The following is a 16,566-nucleotide window of genomic DNA, read 5'->3' as shown; positions in this document are numbered from 1 at the left end:
AAATGAGTTTTTGGTTTTCGGTGTTATCTTAGCAGCGATGCAGGCATTGGATGAAATATCATTTGATAATGATTCAATAGTGATACTTAGCAAAATAAAAAAAGAGAGCCTACCTGAGCTCTCTTTTTAATTTTAAGTAACAGTTATTTACAGCTAAAGTTTTCAGCTTTTTCGCTATCACCCTGACCATTGTAACGAGCAATCAGTGGGTAAGGGCAAAGTGGACGGGTACGGTCTGGTGCCCAGTCTTGCGGAAGTTCAGTATTCACTTGACCACTTGGATTACCTGCGCCGCGTGCAGTCGCAATGATTTTGTCAGGCGCTTGCCCATATTCCACCCAGTTGACTAAAGCAGTCAATGCGTCAAATTGGTCGGTCGCAATGCCATCACGGGTATGGTTCATGCCCGGAACTCTAAAGAAACGTGCAAATTCAGGTGCTGTACCTTTTGCATCATTTTTATAGTGTTGTAGTAGTTGATCGTACCAGTTTTGGGTGTCATCCACAGAGAAAACACCGTCTGCTGTACCTTGTACCACAATCATTTTTCCACCGTGATTACGGAGTTTCTCCAGATTAAGTTCATCGGGTGGCATCATGAAAGACATCGAACTTTCGGTGTATACATTATTGGTTGCCGAGAGTTTTGGATAATCAGTATCAAAATTATAGTTAAAGGCAAACAGTCTAGAGTTTTGAACTACAGATGGATCTGGCGGAACCTGAAAAAGAATACCGACTGCAACAGGGTCACGTGCTGTTCCAACCGAAGATTCGAATTTCCAGCTTGCCCAGTTACTGCCGACTAAACCGGGGTCGAAAGGCTGGGTTGCATAGAGGGCTTGTCCAGCCGAATTTACAGGGCCACGGTAAATGTTGGCTAATACATCAATTTGTTCGGTACTTAAACAAGTACCATCTCTTGTGCTTGAGCAAACAGGTACATCTTTGTGAATATCAAATGCAGTACGGCAAGCCTCAACATCTTGAACCAGTCCATCTGCAACACCGTCTAAAGCATCGCATCGATCTAAAATCGCTTTTGCTAATACTTTGCGCTCTGAAAGGGTAAGAGCAGTACTTAAGTCATTTTCATCTGTTGCGACACGACGAAGCTGCTGTGCTGTATAGAGTTGTGCTGCGGCTGCACGAGGCAAATGAAAACCGGGTGTACTTGCTAAAACTCCATCATATTGGTCGCCTAAACGGGTTGCCGCAATCATGGCGTGGCGTCCGCCATTTGAAGTGCCGCCTGCATAGGAGCGGTCTGGCAATTTACCATATGCTGTTTTAATTAGATTTTTTGCCATAGGCGTGAGTTTGGTAATCGCACCATAACCGTAGTTGATTCTGGCTTGTGGGTCTAAACCAAACATTGGATTTTGTGAGGCATTATGTCCTGCATCGGAAGAAATAACAGCGAAACCATCATGTAGGGCATTGGTAAGTGGACCACCGCTGCCGACCTGACCCGTTGCAGGAATTAAATTACCATCGGTTCCACCATTGCCTTGATAGAGAAAACGGCCGTTCCAATCAACAGGTAAGCGCATTTCAAAACCAATTTGATAGGTTTGTCCATCGACAGGGCTTACACGTTGGTCCATATAACCTTTGATCAAACAATGAGCACCAATTGGTTTATTGGCTACCGTCAATGTACCTGCCTCTTGAAGAGTGGCTGAGCTAATGACTGTATTATTGTATTGAAATCCCAGTAAATTTGAACAGCTTCCTGTCATTTTTACGCCCACAGCAGGAGACAACTGAGGCGGTTTCGTTGCTGAGGGAGTTGTTGTGTCATCACTGTCACTGTCACTTCCACAGCCTGCCAAAGAACCGAGCATGGCAAGTACTAAAGCGGAGTGGGTCAAAATTCGTTTATTGTTGGTGTAATTCATTTATTCATATCCTTATTGAATGAATGGTCGCAATTAATCTAAAACCAGAAAATTAGCTGTACTTCGTGCAATCATTTTGTTGTTTTGCCAAGCTTCACTTTCGAGATTAAGTACGGTTTTGCCTTGTTTAATGAATCGGCAATTTGTAATGACTTCGCCCACAGCACAGGGTCTTAAAAAATCCATCGTTAAGTTGATGGTGGTGGCTGGTTTACGGTCATTGGCGAGATATGCAAAAAGTCCCATCACGTCGTCAAGCATGGCGCAGATCATGCCGCCTTCAACCGTGCCGCGTGGATTGGTAAAGCTTTCTAGCGCTGTGTAGTGGATGGTGAGTTCAGTGTTTTGATCATTCCAATGGATATTGTGTCCACCCAAATGGTGATGAATGGGCGGTAAGTGTTCTAAAGTTTTTTGATCCATAATGAATGGTCCATCCTTTTGTAAGTGTTATAAAAATTATTATTTCAGGGTATAGGCATCATAAATAACCGCTTTGCCCAAGCGCATTGCACTACCTACTGCAACGGTCTGGTTAAGCCATGCATATTTAGGTGAGCTGGTTTCAAACTGCATGGTAATTTTGAAATAGTAATTTTTCGGGTCGACATCTTTGCCTTGCGCAAGCTGTTTTAGTGTTTCTGCCGAACCATGTCGGTAACCTTTGGTTTGAAGATAAATGAGTGCACCGTCATCGGTTTCTAACAAATATCGCGTATCAATAATGGCTAGTCCTTTGCTGTCGACAATCTGCCAATCTGCGCCATTATTTAAAATGCGGCCTTTAAGCGATTTCCCTTCAAATGTTCCACCTGTAATAGGAATAATTCGGCGTTTACCTGCGTCACTAGTAGTGCCTAATTCCCAAACAGGCGCATTTAAATCCACACTAAATTTTGCTAAAGGCTCTAGCTGAATGGGCGGTGGGCTATATTGAGTTTCGGCATGAGTCAGGGCAATCAGACTCATTCCACAGAGTAGCGTTACAACTTTCTTCATGATGAATTTCCCGAAATAAAAAGAGGTTCTATGTGTAACTGAACCTCTTGTTTTGAATTATTTAAATTTCCATGTGTAATCAATGTTGATGCGGGTTTCGTTTACAGGCTTGATGTTGGCAGTGGAGAGCATGTTGTTGTCATACATTGCATAGCGCGCACGTAGCCCTAAATTTTTTAACCACCCACTTTGAACGGTGTAACCTAAATCAAAGTCTGTTTCTCGCTCTTTTAGATTAGTTCCGCCTAAGTTGGGTGCATAAATATTGTGACCTGTGGTGTAACGGGTCATAAAACGTAAACCCGGCACATAATCTTTAAAGTCATATTCATAGCGGAAGCTATAGGCTTTTTCTTTTGGGTTTAAAAACTCGCCTGGCCATGTATCAATGAGTAGGCCTGTTTCACCTCCAGTCAAATACGGAAATGCAGTGTCGCCGTGATGTTGGAAGGTTCCAAAAATAAACTTATGGTTTTGATGTTTAAGTTCGAAATGCGCATGATAAAGGTCATTATCGACTAAACCAGCCTTCGCTTGTCCGTCATCACGGCTACGGTAATAGCGTAATTGCGAGCTAAGATTTGTGCTGTCATTAATTTTATGTTGATGTAAGGCACCGACCATGGTCTGGTTATAAAGATCATCAACATCCATATAGAACGCAGTGAGCTTGATTGCTGGATCAAGCTGATAGTTCCCACCTAAATAATAGAGTCCGTCAGTTTCGGCACTTTTAAACCGTCCATTCACCCCTGAAATTTTAATTTTTTCATAGTTGGTTGAATCACGATGATTCACTTTATCGAGATAGGCTGCCTGTAAGTCAAAGTCTTTAATATCTTTGCTGGTCAGTGAAATTCCTCGATAAGTTTGAGGTAACAAGCGAGCAGGCGAAGCTACTAAAACAGGGTTCATTGGCATTAACGTACCAATGCGTAGCTCAGTCTGGCTCATTTTAGCTTTAGCTGTGACACCAATTTCTCCGTAAGAGTCGGCAGGCTCATTGGTACGCGTGTCTCTAGGTAAGTTTCCTGTACCTCCGTGCTCGGCATCGGCATCTAGTTTAAAGCCTGCCGTTGCAAGTACATCCAACCCAAAACCGACAGTCCCTTCGGTATAGCCTGAATTGGCTTTGAGAATAAACCCTTGTGTCCAGTCCTTGGCGGCAGGGTAAGCAGATTGCTCTTGGTAGTCGCGGTCAAAATAGAAATTTCGCGTGGTGAGTTCTACTGAACTGTTATCAATAAAACTGCCCGCCCAGACTGATCCTGAGAGCATAAGGGTAGAGTACATCCATAATTTCGACATAGCATTTCTTCCTGAAATATCATTTCTTGTTTTCAACAAGGCATGGTTGTTGTGTCTGCCTTATTTGGTTTTTAAATCGAATTATTTTCCGAGCAGTTCTCGGGCAACGATTTCTTTCATAATTTCATTGGTTCCCCCATAAATTTTTTGTACCCGCGCATCCACAAAAAAGCGTGAAATCGGGTATTCCTGCATGTAGCCGTAGCCGCCAAAAAGTTGAAGTAACTGATCAATCACTTCGCATTGGACATCGGTGATAAAGCATTTCAGTGCTGCAACTTGAGTGACGCTTAATTGGTGTTGTTGATACAGCGCGGCACATTGGTCTACAAAAGCTTGGGCGGCTTTCGCTTTGATTTGTGCATTTGCCAGCACAAAGCGCGTGTTTTGCATTTGGCTTAAGGGTTGTCCGAAAGCTTTACGTTCCAGCACATAATCTTTGGTGATTTCGATAGCTCCTAAAATTGACCCCAAAGCCATCATGGAAATACTTAAACGTTCGCGAGGTAACTCTTGCATTAAATAGGCAAAGCCTTGTCCTTCTTCACCCAAACGCTGGGTTGCAGGAACATACACATCATCAAAAAAAAGTTCGGCTGTATCTTGAGCGTGTAGTCCGATTTTTTGTAAAGAGCGGCCTTTTTTAACGCCGTCTAAAGCAGCATCAACTAAAAAAATTGAAATGCCTTTTGCTTTGGCTTGAGGATTGGTTTTAGCTACAAGAACGATCAGGTCGGCGTGCAAACCATTTGAGATAAACGTTTTTGAACCATTTACACGATAGTGATCATTTTCTAAAACGGCTTGAGTGCGTATGGCCTGTAAGTCTGAACCAGCATTCGCCTCTGTCATGGCAATTGCGGTGACCACTTCACCTGTCACCATTTTGGGTAGCCAATAGCGTTTTTGATCTTCAGTTCCAATATTTTGCAAGTAAGGAGAGACCAACTCATTTTGCCCACCAATTGCAACAGCTAAAGATGCAAAGCCAGCTTGAGCGGCTTCTTGAACCAGCATGAGAGAGTAATGAACAGGAGCGCCATAGCCGCCATATTCTTCGGGCACATCGACGCACAAAAAGCCATTTTCCCCAAGACGAAGCCATAGATCACGTGGGATCAGGCCATCGTGTTCCCACTGTTCGTAATATGGGGCAACCTGTTCTTTTAAGAACCTGCGGTAACTGTCTCGAAATAGTTCAAATTCTGTATCGTGTGGCATGTTGAACCTTTTTTTAGGCAAAAGTGTGGCTATTGCCCAAACCGAAGTTTGAGCTTTCTTTTTTACTTCAATAGCTTATTGCTTTAAGGTGGGCACTCGAATAATGAGTGGGTTTTCGGCCTGCTTTTGATAAAGTTCATCAATTAAAGCGGCACGACGTTTCGTAATATTGCCTTGATTGAGATTGCCTTTATCGGTCACTTCGCCTGCATCGAGTTGAGGTGGTTCGGTCATTAAATAAAGCATTGAAACTGTATTTGAACTGCCAGTCGCATCTTTATTAAAAGTCGTTAAAAATTGGCGGAACCATTGCTGGACTTTAGGGTGCTGTAATATCTCTGCTGGAGAATGTTCGCCAAGCTTAAGGCCTGCGTATTGAGCACAAGCTTCTAATTTTGGAAAAATCAGAAAACCCACGGCATTGAGGTTTGAACCTGTAATACAAACATCTTGAACCAGTAAATTACCTTGAATGAGCACTTTGTTGCGAATCGTGCCGACATTGACAAATGTGCCTGTATTGAGTTTAAAGTCTTCGGCAATGCGTCCGTCGTACATGAGGCCTTTGGTTGGATCATTTACATCGACCAAACGAACAGCATCGCCAGTGTGGAAAAAGCCTTCATCATCAAAAACTGTGCTTTGCTGGTCCGCCTTTAAGCGCCAATAGCCTTTCATGACATGTTTGCCACGAACACAAAACTCAAGTTTGTCACCACATGGAACCAACTTGATTTCACATCCCGGAGCAGGGTAACCAATAAAGCCAGCCATCACGTGTGGGCCAGTTGTAAAAGCACAAGAGGGAGCAGTTTCAGTCATGCCCAATCCGCTCATAATGCGAATTTTTTCTCCACAATGTTGCTGAGCAATTTTATCGAGCCTGTTCCAACCAGCTTCTGAAAGTGCTGCACCTGCAAAGAATAAAATTTTAACTTTGGCAAAAAAGCGGTCTCTTAATTCTTCATCTTTTTCTAAAGCTTCGGTCAGTTCTTCCCAACCTTTTGGCACATTTAAATAAACTGTTGGAGAAATTTCTTTGAGGTTACGAATGGTTTCGTCAAATTTTCCTGCAACTGGTTTGCCATCATCAATGTAAATCGTACCGCCGTTATAGAGCGCGATGCCGACATTGTGACTGCCTCCAAATGTGTGGTGCCAAGACAGCCAGTCAAGAAGGACAGGAGGAGTCTCTTCAAACTCAGGGAAAGTCTGCAATAGCATTTGCTGATTAACACACAACATTAAGTGTGTGGTCGGCACAGCTTTAGGTAGTTTGGTTGAACCTGATGTAAATAGAAATTTAGCAATCTGGTTTTCATCAAGAGTTTGGTAAAACTCTTGGACATTTGAAACAGGCGTATCTAATAGCGACTGAAAAGACGTGCAGAGCTGATTGCCCATGAGGCCTTTGTTGGTCACCACTTCAATGTTGGATGTAATACATGTCTGAATGGCTTTGGCAAATGCTTGACCGTCGCTGGCATAGACCAAGCCAGGTGTGAGTACTTCAAACACATGTTTGAGTTTGCCAAAGTCTTGAGAAATAAGAGAGTAGGCTGGGGAAATTGCTGAAAAAGGCACACCCGCCAGCATAGCACCCATAGAGAGTGTTAAATGTTCAAGATCATTACCACTTAAAATGACTAAAGGTCTTTCTTGGCTTAAATTACGTTCGTGTAATGCCTGAGCAATATGCCATGCGCGTTGTAAAACTTCTGCATAACTCAGTTTGACCCATTCACCTTGAGCATTGCGTTTTGCTGCAAAAATATGGTCTGGTTTGGTTTGTGCAAAATGAATTAACCGATCTGTCAGTTTTTGTGGATACGGTTTTAATTGCTCTTTTGGGCTGATATAGAGCGTGTCATCTTTATGGTGATAATGAATATCATGTTGCCCTAATTTTACGAACCGTTCGCGGTCTTGTGATTGAGTGGCATTCATTTGCATTTCTTTCACTCCATGGAAAGCGCATCACTGCGCTTTATTTTTTGCATCATGCAATTTTTATTTAATATGTCGTTGTTCGCATTAACCCGACTAAATCGGGTAATGGCGTGATTGGGTCTGAATGGTGATCCAGCGTAAATCGGTAAATTCACCAATAGAGGCTTTACTACCAAATCGTCCGTAACCACTCGATTTTGTACCACCAAATGGCATTTGAGCTTCGTCATGCACGGTTGCGCCGTTAATATGACAAATACCCGAATCAATCTGTTTAGCCACTTCCAATGCCTGCGAAATATTCTGGCTAAACACTGCCGAAGAAAGACCGAACTCGCTGTCATTTGCCAGTGCTACACCTTCTTCAACGGTTGCAAAACGTTGAACTGTGCAGACAGGCCCAAACGATTCTTCGCGGTAAAGCAGCATGTCAGGTTTAATGTTGAGCACCAACGTCGGTTGCATGGTGGTGTCTTCAATATGAATACCTAAAGGTAAGTCAGCACCTTTGTTTTGAGCATCTTCCAACAAATGCTGAATACGGTTTGCGGAACGGCGACTTTCTAAAACGCCGAGTGCATTTTCTTTCGAGGTTGGGTTGCCCGCCTGAATAGAGCGTGTTTTCTCAATGAGCTTTTCAATAAACTGGTCGGCAATTTTGTCTTGAACCAAAACACGTTCGGTCGACATACAAATTTGCCCCTGATTAAAGAATGCTCCAAAAGCGACTGCATTTACGGCCTCATTAATGTCAGCTTCATTTAAAACCACAACTGGTGCTTTACCACCTAATTCAAGCAAAACTGGTTTTAAATATTTTGCAGCAGTCTCGGCAATAATTTTTCCGACTTTGGTTGAACCCGTAAAATTAATACGTTTCACGGCCGGATGAGACACTAAGCGCTCCACGATTTGTGGTGCATCTTCGGCGGCATGCGTAATCACATTCACCACACCTTCACCTAGACCTGCTTCATGTAACACTTCACCAATCAGACGATGCGTTGCTGGACAAGCTTCCGAGGCTTTTAACACTACCGTGTTACCACAAGCCAATGGCATGGCAAGCGCACGTGTTGCCAAAATGACAGGGGCATTCCAAGGTGCAATTCCTACAATCACACCGCAAGGAACGCGTACACCCATCGCAAGGTTGCCCGGCACATCTGACGGAATGAGGCTTCCGTCAATTTGTGTGGTCATTGCTGCTGCCTCACGTAACATATTGGCAGCAAGGTGAACGTTAAACCCATACCATGTCGCAGTTGAACCTGTTTCTTGCATTCCAGTTTCAATGAATTGCTCGGTCTTTTGGTCCATTAAATCGGCTGCTTTTAATAAACGTAAGCGACGTTCGGTAGGCGAGAGTTTCGACCATATTTTAAAAGCTTGTTGTGCCGAGTCTATTGCACGATCAACGTCGTCCAAAGTTGCAGCAGCGGCTTTAGTTGCCACTGATCCATCAATGGGACTAATACGCTCAAAAGTTGCCTGATTTGATGCATCAACAGATTGACCGTGAATAAGTAACTGTACATTTTGCATGGGTTGTGTCCTTACATTGCCATTAAAGAATCAAAAGTTAACCAGTACGTTTATAGCTCTGTAAACCCGGTTTAATTGATTTTTCATCTAAAAATTGTTTCAAACCTTCTTGGCGACCATTTTCAGTATCACGGTGGATACATTGATCAAGTTTGGCATATAAGTAGTCTTCGTTTTGGTCCCATGTCAGTTCACGGCAACGTTTAAAGCCATTTTTAGCTGTACGAAGAACCACAGGATTTTTCTCAAGTAGGCAATTTGCAAGCTCAGTCACTTCTGCTTTTAGCTGTTCAAGCGGTACGCTTTTATTCACAAGGCCCATGGTTTCAGCTTCTTTACCACTAAAGGTTTTACCCGTCATGATGTAGTACAAAGCTGCGCGGTGACCCACAGTATCGGCCATTGCTTTACTTACAAGGTTACCCGGTGGGATACCCCAGTTAATTTCAGATAAACCGAAAGTTGCTTCATCTGCTGCAATCGCAAGATCACAAGCTACTAATGGTGAGAAACCGCCTCCGAAACACCAGCCGTTAACCATTGCAATGGTTGGTTTTGAATACATACGAAGAAGTTGCCACTGCCAACGACATGAGTCACGACGAATACGTTCTTGATAAATTTCAGGCTGAGTGTCGACTTCGCGGAAATATTCTTTCAAGTCCATGCCGGCTGTCCAAGAATCACCTGCACCAGTTAATACAAGCACACGTGCATTTTGATCAAGTTCTATGGCTTCAAGCACATCAATCATTTCACGATTGAGTGTAGGACTCATGGCATTTTTCTTTTCTGGGCGATTTAGTGTGACCCAAGCAATTCCATCTTCAACTTTAACATCTACGGTTTCCCAGCGATTTTCATAAGTCATCTTCATACTCCTTGAATGATTTTGTGATGTTCTGAGATTTAATTTAATATCAGTTAAACTTACATTCAAGTCTTTTTTATAAAATTTAATAATTATTTTATAATTGCATGTATTTTAAATAAAAATTAATTTAATAAATAATTTTATATAAAAATATGTTGATTTTTTAGTAAGTTTAACTGATATTTTTGGTGTGTTTAAACAACAATACACAAAGGGCTAAATGGAACGACTAGTCAATAAAGGACAACACAATGGAAAAGATATTAGGACAGTCTGCAAGAGCAAAGATTACGTTACTACTTTGTTTTGCAATCGCAATTTTTGAAGGTTTTGATCTTCAATCAATGGGGGTAGCCGCTCCACGAATGCGGGCTGAGTTTATGTTGGATAATGGCCAGATGGCATGGGCATTTAGTGCTGCAATTTTAGGAACACTACCGGGTGCAATATTAGGCGGTAGATTTGCAGATATTGTAGGGCGCAAGAAAATTCTGATTTTTAGTATTCTGCTTTTTGGAATTATGTCTTTGCTGACCGCATATGCTGCCAACTTCAGTTTGCTGTTACTCATCCGTTTTTGTACCGGTTTGGGAATGGGCGGGGCACTCCCGATGATGATTACACTTGCCTCTGAAGCTGTGCCTGACCAGCACAAGGGCAAAGCGGTAAGTATCATGTATAGCGGCATTCCTTTTGGTGGATTACTGACTTCTGTGGTTGCCATGTCGTTGGCGGGTGATGCAGAGTGGCGTCATATTTTCTATATTGGTGGTATTGCGCCTATTTTGTTAATTCCACTCATCATGCGCTTTTTACCTGAGTCAAATGATTACCTGCAACGTAAAGTTCAAGCGCAAAAAACGACCCCATTCTTTGAAGTTTTATTTGCTAAAGAACGCCGCATGTCGACCATTCAGCTTTGGGTGAGTTTCTTCTGTACCTTAGTGGTGCTGTACTTCTTATTAAACTGGTTGCCGTTACTGATGGGTGCGCAAGGCTTATCGAAGCTACAAGCAAACTATGTACAGATGGGCTACAACGTTGGCGGAATTTTAGGTTCAATCTTAATGGGTGTATTGCTTGATAAAGTACGCATGAGTTTTGTGATTAAGCTGATTTATCTAGGTATTTTATTCTCACTTTGTTGCTTGGCAATTTCTCCAACCGTTGCATTACTGGCGCTTGCAGCAGTCGGCTGTGGTTTATTTATTGTAGGGGGACAATCTGCATTGTACGGTTTAGCCGCAATGTATTATCCAACCGAAATGCGTGGAACTGGAGTTGGTGCGGCGGTTGCAATTGGCCGTATTGGTTCTTTTGCCGGACCTTTAATGGCAGGTTTTTTACTTTCACTTGGACAAAGCTCGACCATTGTGATTGGTTCAAGCATTCCAGTGATTTTAATTGCAGCGATCTCTGCATTACTTCTTGTCAAAAAACCTAAACAGCCTGTACATTTAGTACAAAGCTCAGGTGCTCGCTAAGTTTTAACGAAAGTATGGGGTTAGCGCCTCATACTTTCACTACAGATTTTCTTATGATGATTGAAAGGTTATGGTACGTTCAAATTTAGTTCAAAAAAAAGTAGAAGATGAGCCTAAGTTAAGTTACATGATTGCTCGTGTTGACAGAATTATTAGTAAACATTTAACAGAGCATTTAAAAGAGCTTGAAATTACCTTGCCACAATTTACAGCACTTTCTGTTTTAGCTTCAAAAAGTAACGTATCTAATGCCAAGCTTGCTGAACGTTCTTTCATAAAGCCGCAATCTGCCAATAAAATTCTGCAAGATTTGCTGGTCAATGGCTGGATTGAAAAGAAACCTGACCCTACGCATGGCCGCCGTATTTTAATTACACTCACCGAAAGTGGTGTTGAAAAACTCAATAAATGCAATGAGGTTGTATTAAAAGTTGAAGAAAAGATGCTTGAAGGCATTGATATCAATCTGGCTTATTTAATTCGTAATAATCTCGATATCATGGTGAATAATCTTAAAAGCCTTTAAATAAATGAGCTTGTTTAGTTTAGGTTGAGCTAAATTCCTACGCACTGATTCACACAGAAAATTTATTTCATTTTGCAAATGAACTTGTTAGCATCGAAGTGACGTTTTTGACAATGTGTGGCAGCAAATGTCTTCAGGGCAACAAGTTTTACTTAAATTAAGAAAAATGATTATTTCAGGGGAACTTGAAGGTGGTGCCAGAATTGCTGAGATTCCCACTGCCGAGTTACTTGGTGTTTCGAGACAGCCTGTTCGTATTGCATTTCGGCTGCTCGAACAAGAAGGTCTTCTCATTAAGAACCCAACCCGTGGCTACACCGTCCGTGAAATTTCAGAACAACTGGTTCATGATGCGCTTGAAGTGCGGGGTGTGCTTGAAGGATTGGCTGCGAAAACTTTGGCAGAACAAGGTTTAAGCGAAGAGCAGAAAAAGACCCTCCAACATTGCATTCAAGAAACTGAAAAACTCTTTAATGAAAAAGACGAGTTTGGCGATACCGAACTGGAACGTTACCATCATTTTAATGTCATTTTTCATGACACGATTATTGAGGGCGCGCAAAATGTAGCGCTCATACAAGCTTTAGCAAAAAACAATCAATTGCCGATGGCTTCTGCCCAAGCCATTACCTATGATGAGAAGCAAGCTTTGTCGGAATATCGCCGTTTGCACTATGCACATTTACAGCATTGTTCAATTTTCGATGCATTGGTACATCGACAGGCAGGGCGCGCTGAAACTTTAATGCGTGAGCACAGCAGTGTGGTGATTTTAGGTGAAACGCTAAGAAATGTTCTTAGTGCTTAAGGTGAAATAAGTTCCTCTATTTTTGAATAAAGGAACTTAACTATTAAAGCTCAATCACAAGATTTTTGGTTTTTGCACGAGAACAGCAGGGCGTAAACTGGTCATTTAGTGCATGTTCCTCATCGGTCATAAATAGATCCCGATGATCTGGTGTGCCTTCTACAACGCGGGTAATACAGGTACCGCAAATACCTTGTTCACACGAAACAGGAATATCAAAACCATTTGCAATTAATGCTTCAGTTGCGGTTTGCTCTGGTAATACTTCAATTCGACGGCCCGTACCTTTAACTTCAATAGTAAAAGCTTCATCATTAGATGTATCTACTTTTTGAGCGACAAAATGCTCTTGATGTAACTGTTCGCTGTGCCAGCCAGCTTGTTCGGCTGAGCTCATTACAAACTGCATAAACCCTGTAGGCCCACATACATATAAGTGTCTATCTGGTGAACTCTCACCTAAAACCTCTGCCATATTACATTCGGTGTCTGGCTGATCTTGAATGTGAAAATGGACTTGGTCACCAAAGTGCTCGGTTAAATTGCCATAGAAGGCAATCATTTCATGACTACGGATAAAGTAGTGCAATTCGAAAGGAATATTGACTGACTTAAGTCGATATGCCATCGATAAAATGGGGGTAATGCCAATACCACCAGCAAATAAAACCGCCTGCTTTGTTTGAGAATGAATTTCAAATAAATTACGTGGTTCACCAATTTTTAAATGATCGCCTTCACGATATTCGGTGTGGATACAACGTGAACCACCGCGTGAGTTAGCATCATGTAAAACACCAATTACATAACGATGCTTTTCACTGCAACAATTTGAAAGTGAATATTGACGGGTTAGACCATTTTTAAGATGCACATCAATATGGGCACCTGCTTCAAAATTCGGTAGCTCTGTACCATTTGCTGCAATCAGTTCAAAGGCACGAATGGTCGGGGTGAGCTGGTGAATTTTTTGAATAATAACGTCCATGTTCATGCTCCTTTAAATAATCCGAATGTTTGGAAACTTTTGTGCGGATGTTTCAGGAGGCATTTTATTTTCTTCAGCAAGTAGTCGGTCAATCACCTTACGAGACTGTACACCGCCTGCGTCGATGTTGAGCATCAGTAATTTGCGATGTGGATTGTTTAAAATATTTTGCTGTTGTTGCTCCAGCATTTCTAAATCTTCAGTAAAGATTTTGCCTTGGCCTTCACGAATTTGATCGGTGAGTTCAGCATTATCTGGCTGGAAGTTACGTGCCATTCCCCAGAAATACCAATGTGAGGTTTCAGTTTCTGGTGTAATAAAATCAACCACAATTGAGGAAACTTTTTTGTCACTTGGTGCGTGATAACCACCATGTCCGGCATGCGCTACACCCACTTCAATATGCACATTACTTGGCGCAAAGAAGTGGCAACGTTGCCAACGGTCAACTGGTACATCATCTGCTAAGTGGTTACCACGAAGGGCCATTTGCCAAAATGGAGGTGCGATCACATTTTCCATATAACGTTCGGTAATGACATGGTCGCCATCTACTTTTGTCACTGGCAATGATTCATCGATCTCTTTTTGACCAATACTGCTTGAGTGAACATAGGTCTCATGGGTTAAATCCATGAGGTTATCGACCATGAGGCGATAGTCACACTGAATGTGAAACAGACCTCCGCCATAGCTCCATTCGGGGTGATCTGCCCATTCTAAAGTTGGCAGTTTTGCTTCATCTGCTAAAGCTTTCTCACCCGGCCATATCCAAATAAAACCGAATTTTTCAACAACTGCATATGCTTTATTGCAAGGGAAACCATTTACACGTTGAGCTGGCATTGAAACAGTTTTTCCGTCACAGCCCATCACTAAACCATGATAACCACATACGAGGTTGCCATTTTCGACATAACCTAGTGAAAGTGGGGCGCCACGATGGGGGCAGAAATCTTCAACGGCTGTAACTTGATTTTCTTTACCGCGGTAAAAAACAATTTTTTCACCACAGATAGTGCGACCTAGCGGTTTGTCTTGGATTTCTTCTGGGCGGCAGGCTACATACCATGCATTTTTAATAAACATTGTGACGACTCCTTATCACTTATTGGATCCAATTTATAATAAATAAAAATATTGGTCAATTGATAAGCAGTATATTTTTTAAAAAATATTGATCTTTTGATTTGGTTGTTTTGTATATTTTTAATTGCTATTAAAGGGTTTTGTATTTCTTTTGAATTTTAGAAGCGAAATATTTTGTGGTTTTAATTTGGATCCAAAATATTCCAATCCTAAGCTGAAGTTGGATCGTTTTTCGAATAACCGATTTGAAAATGGGTAAATAATTTATGGATCCATATCTTTATTTTAAATATTTATTAATAAATTATAGATATATTTTTCAATGCATTGTTGGTTGTTAAATTAAATTTTTAAAATATTGTTGATTTTTTGGATCCAAATATTCAGTATAGAAAAAGAGCAGGATGCTCAAAAACAAATATTCCTCTAGGTCATTATGGATACGGATGTGCATAACCACCCAATCGCTCATATCAGCAATGTCGTGTGTATGTCTTATCCAAGGGAGATACACAAATGGAAAGAGATGTGCTGAATGAGATCAATCAAAACAATATGAGCCGCTACCAATGGTTCGTCATTTTGATCTGTATTTGTCTCAATATTATTGATGGCTTTGACGTGATGGTGATGGCATTTACCGCTCCATCTGTTTCGGCAGAATGGTCACTTTCAGGTGCACAAATTGGCTTGTTGCTCAGTTCGGGCCTTTTTGGAATGGCTGCTGGTTCCATTTTTCTCGCACCGTTAGCCGATAAAATTGGTCGCCGTTTACTCATCTTAGTCTGTCTTGTCATTGCTGGTCTCAGCATGTTGGGCTGTGCTTTTGTACAAAGTCATGGCATGTTAGCAGCACTGCGGTTTATTACCGGAATTGGGGTGGGTGGGATTCTTGCGAGTAGTAATGTGTTAGCAAGTGAATATGCCAATGCTCGCTGGCGCAGTCTTGCAGTGAGTTTAATGTCTACCGGTTATGGAATTGGCGCGACACTGGGCGGGGTACTATCACTCGCATTGATTGAGCATTTAGGTTGGCGCTCAATCTTTTTAGCAGGTGGAATCACCACCATTGCAATGTTGCTGATCAGCGTATGGTTATTGCCTGAATCTTTAGATTACTTACTCGCGAAACGACCAAAACAGGCATTAGAACGAATTAATGCAACTGTAAATCGTATGGGGCTAAACGAATTACCAGTTATGCCGCGTTATGAAAAAATGAGTACGCAAAATGGCAGTGAACTTAGCAAATTATTTGCGGGGCAACTGGGATTTCAAACACTTTGTCTGTGGTTTGCATTCTTTTTAGTGATGTTTGGCTTTTACTTTGTCATGAGCTGGACACCAAAAATTCTTATTTCAATGGGAATGTCACCAGAGCAAGGGGTAAGTACAGGTATTTTAATTAGTATTGGTGGTATTTTCGGTGCAGCCATTATTGGTTTACTCGCATCACGCATAAAAATTTTCTATGCCTTAAGCCTATTTTTAGGGCTAACATCTGCTTGTGTTTTTCTATTTGTCGCAGTCTCGTCTCAAGTGAGTGTCGCACTCATGGTGGGGTTATTACTCGGCACACTTATTAATGGCTGTGTGGCAGGTCTATATTCTATTTCTCCAACAATTTATGACGCCGAAATCCGTAGTCGCGGTGTGGGTTATGCCATTGGTTTTGGTCGTATTGGGGCAATTTTATCGCCAACGATTGCAGGTATTTTTCTGGATAAAGGTATTGCGCCCGCAACGCTTTATGCCTATTACGGTGTGGTCTTTATTTTGGCTATTTTCCTGATTTTAAGTCTGGGCAGCGCTTTTTACCGAAGTAAAAAAGAGCAAAATTACTCGCTTAAAATAGCGCCTTAAACCATTAAAA

14 protein-coding genes are annotated in these 16,566 nt (G+C 41.8%); 4 read left to right on the top strand and 10 right to left on the bottom strand.

Annotated elements, in window-relative coordinates:
- Positions 1-143 precede the first annotated feature (143 nt).
- The 8 genes from HL290_RS08925 to HL290_RS08890 form a co-directional block, all read right to left on the bottom strand.
- Positions 144-1,901 carry a tannase/feruloyl esterase family alpha/beta hydrolase gene (locus tag HL290_RS08925; RefSeq protein ID WP_198496238.1) on the bottom strand — a complete coding sequence of 586 codons (1,758 nt, stop codon included), beginning with the start codon at positions 1,899-1,901 and terminating at the stop codon, positions 144-146.
- Positions 1,902-1,934: 33 nt separating this feature from the next.
- On the bottom strand, positions 1,935-2,324 hold the full coding sequence (locus tag HL290_RS08920; protein WP_198496237.1) for a PaaI family thioesterase: 390 nt from the start codon (positions 2,322-2,324) through the stop codon (positions 1,935-1,937).
- 39 nt (positions 2,325-2,363) lie between these two features.
- Positions 2,364-2,900, bottom strand: a complete 537-nt coding sequence (locus HL290_RS08915; RefSeq protein ID WP_045434398.1) for a DUF3237 domain-containing protein — start codon at positions 2,898-2,900, stop codon at positions 2,364-2,366.
- A gap of 57 nt (positions 2,901-2,957) precedes the next feature.
- Entirely contained in the window at positions 2,958-4,208 is a 1,251-nt protein-coding gene (locus tag HL290_RS08910) for an OprD family porin (RefSeq protein ID WP_198496236.1), read from the bottom strand.
- An 81-nt stretch (positions 4,209-4,289) separates the two neighbouring features.
- Positions 4,290-5,429 (bottom strand): acyl-CoA dehydrogenase family protein, encoded by a 1,140-nt coding sequence (locus tag HL290_RS08905; protein WP_198496235.1) that lies wholly within the window; start codon positions 5,427-5,429, stop codon positions 4,290-4,292.
- 75 nt (positions 5,430-5,504) lie between these two features.
- Positions 5,505-7,391, bottom strand: a complete 1,887-nt coding sequence (locus HL290_RS08900) for a feruloyl-CoA synthase (RefSeq protein WP_198496234.1) — start codon at positions 7,389-7,391, stop codon at positions 5,505-5,507.
- Positions 7,392-7,472: 81 nt separating this feature from the next.
- The gene (locus tag HL290_RS08895; RefSeq protein WP_198496233.1) at positions 7,473-8,924 is read right to left on the bottom strand and encodes an aldehyde dehydrogenase; all 1,452 of its coding nucleotides are present in this window, start codon (positions 8,922-8,924) and stop codon (positions 7,473-7,475) included.
- Between the two features lie 37 nt (positions 8,925-8,961).
- A complete protein-coding gene (locus tag HL290_RS08890) occupies positions 8,962-9,801 on the bottom strand; it encodes a p-hydroxycinnamoyl CoA hydratase/lyase (RefSeq protein WP_171056761.1) in 840 nt (279 codons plus the stop codon).
- Positions 9,802-10,049: 248 nt separating this feature from the next.
- On the opposite strand from HL290_RS08890, the gene mhpT reads away from it, so the two are divergent.
- The 3 genes from mhpT (at position 10,050) to HL290_RS08875 (ending at position 12,616) form a co-directional block, all read left to right on the top strand.
- On the top strand, positions 10,050-11,282 hold the full coding sequence (mhpT, locus tag HL290_RS08885; RefSeq protein WP_198496232.1) for a 3-(3-hydroxy-phenyl)propionate transporter MhpT: 1,233 nt from the start codon (positions 10,050-10,052) through the stop codon (positions 11,280-11,282).
- A 70-nt stretch (positions 11,283-11,352) separates the two neighbouring features.
- Complete coding sequence (locus tag HL290_RS08880) at positions 11,353-11,808, top strand: MarR family winged helix-turn-helix transcriptional regulator (protein WP_017391609.1); 456 nt, start codon at positions 11,353-11,355, stop codon at positions 11,806-11,808.
- 115 nt (positions 11,809-11,923) lie between these two features.
- Positions 11,924-12,616: a GntR family transcriptional regulator gene (locus HL290_RS08875; RefSeq protein ID WP_198496231.1), complete on the top strand. Its 693-nt coding sequence runs from the start codon at positions 11,924-11,926 to the stop codon at positions 12,614-12,616.
- Between the two features lie 43 nt (positions 12,617-12,659).
- On the opposite strand, the gene HL290_RS08870 is transcribed toward HL290_RS08875, so the two are convergent.
- Complete coding sequence (locus tag HL290_RS08870) at positions 12,660-13,604, bottom strand: PDR/VanB family oxidoreductase (RefSeq protein WP_198496230.1); 945 nt, start codon at positions 13,602-13,604, stop codon at positions 12,660-12,662.
- A gap of 12 nt (positions 13,605-13,616) precedes the next feature.
- Positions 13,617-14,693, bottom strand: a complete 1,077-nt coding sequence (locus tag HL290_RS08865) for an aromatic ring-hydroxylating oxygenase subunit alpha (RefSeq protein WP_198496229.1) — start codon at positions 14,691-14,693, stop codon at positions 13,617-13,619.
- A gap of 516 nt (positions 14,694-15,209) precedes the next feature.
- Here HL290_RS08865 and HL290_RS08860 point away from each other — a divergent pair.
- Positions 15,210-16,556, top strand: a complete 1,347-nt coding sequence (locus HL290_RS08860) for an MFS transporter (protein WP_198496228.1) — start codon at positions 15,210-15,212, stop codon at positions 16,554-16,556.
- Positions 16,557-16,566 lie beyond the last annotated feature (10 nt).

Origin of the sequence: Acinetobacter sp. AC1-2, assembly GCF_016124155.1 — a bacterium.
Lineage (GTDB): Bacteria > Pseudomonadota > Gammaproteobacteria > Pseudomonadales > Moraxellaceae > Acinetobacter > Acinetobacter calcoaceticus.
The sequence above is the reverse complement of the archived record's forward strand: the minus strand, read 5'-3'. Positions and strand labels throughout refer to the sequence as shown.